The sequence below is a fragment of the Vibrio sp. B4-6 genome (genome assembly GCF_963888245.1).
GTDB classification, from domain to species: domain Bacteria; phylum Pseudomonadota; class Gammaproteobacteria; order Enterobacterales; family Vibrionaceae; genus Vibrio; species Vibrio anguillarum.
On record NZ_CAWPIM010000043.1, the window covers coordinates 1 to 2,593 of the forward strand.

Here is a 2,593-nt window from a genome sequence, read left to right on the forward strand (position 1 = left end):
TGCGTATTTCGGTGATTGCGAACGCTTGTTTCGGTTTATTCCGAACACCTTAACCAGCACTTTTTCTCTTTCCCTATTTTTACTCTAAGTGTTCGGATTGCGCCAGTTTTCTCATTGATTCTCCTCCCAGTTCTATTCGATGACTATTGTGAACTAGACGATCCATTAGAGCGTCAGCGACAGTGGCGTTGCCGATCATGTTGTACCATTCTTTTACTGGTAACTGGCTGATGACGATTGTGCTGCTGTTTTGGTAACGATCTTCAAGTACTTCTAACAAGTGACCAGCATGCTCTTGAGTCAGTTTTTCCATCCCCCAGTCGTCGAGGAGTAGTAAGCCTTTCTTAGCCAGCGACTGAAGTTGTTTTTGATAACTACCATCCAGACGACCTGCGGTCAGATCATCAAGCAAGCGAGTTAATCGGTAGTACCTGACGGTTTGCTGTTGGTCGCAGGCACTGGTTGCCAGAGCGCAACCAAGATAGGTTTTGCCAGCACCTGTTGGGCCTGTGATCAAGATATTCTGATGCTTGTGCAGATAACTGCCTGTTAGCAGTTCGCTCATCTGTTTACGATTGAGATCTCGTCCCTCTTTGTAGATGAGTTGGCTCGGCTGGGCATCCACTCTCAGCTTTGCTTGTCGCTTTAAGCGTTGGATTTTGCTCTGATTACGGTTCAAGATTTCACTTTCCAGGAGCAAGCTTAACCGCTCCTCGAAGTCCAGCTCTGCGTAGGTGGTCAGTTGCTCTTGTTGCTGCTCTAACGCTTTCGCCGCATGGCTCAAGCGCAGGGTTTTAAGTTGGTCATTGAGTGCGTTCATATCCTTTCTCCTAGTGATAACAGTTCGGGCCACGAACATTGCTGTGAACAAGGTTCGGCGTATTCGCTTTATCTTTACTCAGTTGCCCCTCACGATTGTTCTTGAGTAGATTGTTGACGAAGGTGTAATTGGGTTTTGTTAGCATCAGTGCATCTTTACAGGCTTGCTCTAGACGCGATTCGCCATAGGCTTTGCTCAGGTTAAGCAGTCCAAGGCAGGAACGATATGACCGCTCGGGATGAGGCTTAGAGTTCAGCATTTTATTGACGACTTCCCGTGTGGCGGGGCCGATATTGGCTCCCCAGTTGAGTAAACGTCTAGGCGACCACTTTTGATGTTGATGATTACTCGGCATGTGCTCAGGTTGAGTACTGTTTCCGCGCTCCCTTTGGCTACGCGGGTGCTGGGCGACCAAGTTACCTTGATGGTAGATTTGCACCAGACGGTTGGAGGCTTCAAGTTCGACATGGTGGCCAACAAGTTGATGGGGAACCGAGTAGTAGTGACGGCGATATTCGATATGATAATCAGGCCCAACCTTGGCTCGCTTGGTTTCAGTATATAGATATCGCTGCTTAGGAAGGGGCTTTAACGCGGGTTTATCGAGTTTGTCGAACAGCGCTTTGCGGCTCGCACCATACTGCTTCATCTCACGTTCGTTTAAGTCATTCATCAGCTCACGGATGGCAAGGTTCAGCTCTTTGAAGGTATAGAAGGTTTGATGGCGAAGTCGCATCATGATCCAACGTTCCACTAGGAGGACGGCATTTTCTGCTTTGGCTTTGTCTTTCGGTTTGTAGGGGCGAGCTGGCATCACGGCAGTTTGATAATGATTTGCCAGTTTTTGATAGCTTTCATTAAGCCTCGGTTCATAACGGTTAGGTTTGCTGACCGCGCTGCGTAGATTATCGGGAACCAAGAGCCGTGGTACACCACCGAAGTGTTCGAGCGCATTGGCATGCGCCTCTAACCAGTAAGACTTACCTTGACTCGGGAAGGCTTCAACATAGGTGTAATTGGACGCTCCTAAGGTCGCCACGAACACTTCTGCTTCGCGCACTTCACCTGTATCAGGGTTGACCACTTGAAGCCGAGGCCCACAGTAATCGATAAACAGCTTATCACCTGCAACATGGAGCTGACGCATACTGCGCTTTTGGGTTTTGAACCAACGAGTGAAGTGCTCGCAGAACTGAGTGTAAGCGTAAGCTTGCTCTTGATATTGCTCATGGTACTCCTGCCACAATAACATCTTTGTCATGCCTTTACGTTTGAGTTCGACAGCGTACTGAGCGAAGTCTGGCATAACCTTGTCTCGACTGGCTTGCTTCGAATGATATAGGGCTTTGGTAAGGTCCGTATCACTGCAACCTTCTGGGAGAGGCCAGCCTATCTGACTTTGCTTAAAGCGAGCGACAAGCTCTGAGACTGTTGCAAGGCTGACATTGAGACAACTAGCAATACTACGGTAGGACAACCCACACTCGTACTTAAGGCGTAATATCTCTTTGATTTTGTTCATTGGAGTTCTCTTTTTAGCCATTGTCGCTTCCTTACGTTCTTGTTTAAGAAGTAAAGAATAGCGAGCTATTGATTTAAAAGAGAAAAAGGAAGGATTTCGGGCATTCCGAACGCGGTTTTCGCTATTCCGAACGCTGATTTCGGAGTTCGCTTAAAAGTGTTCGGATAATCGCGGAATGTACGTTCGGATTAAACCGAAATAGGTGTTCGGGTCATACCGAAATGGCTGTTCGGAATGCTCCGAAATACGCA

At 47.8% G+C, this 2,593-nt stretch carries 2 protein-coding genes; both read right to left on the reverse strand.

The genetic code is table 11. The features are described from left to right. Positions 1 to 79: 79 nt before the first annotated feature. Entirely contained in the window at positions 80 to 820 is a 741-nt protein-coding gene (gene istB, locus AACV20_RS11490; RefSeq protein WP_170895762.1) for an IS21-like element ISVch3 family helper ATPase IstB, read from the reverse strand. Between the two features lie 10 nt (positions 821 to 830). Further along, positions 831 to 2,363 carry an IS21 family transposase gene (istA, locus tag AACV20_RS11495; protein WP_170908087.1) on the reverse strand — a complete coding sequence of 511 codons (1,533 nt, stop codon included), beginning with the start codon at positions 2,361 to 2,363 and terminating at the stop codon, positions 831 to 833. Positions 2,364 to 2,593: the final 230 nt, after the last annotated feature.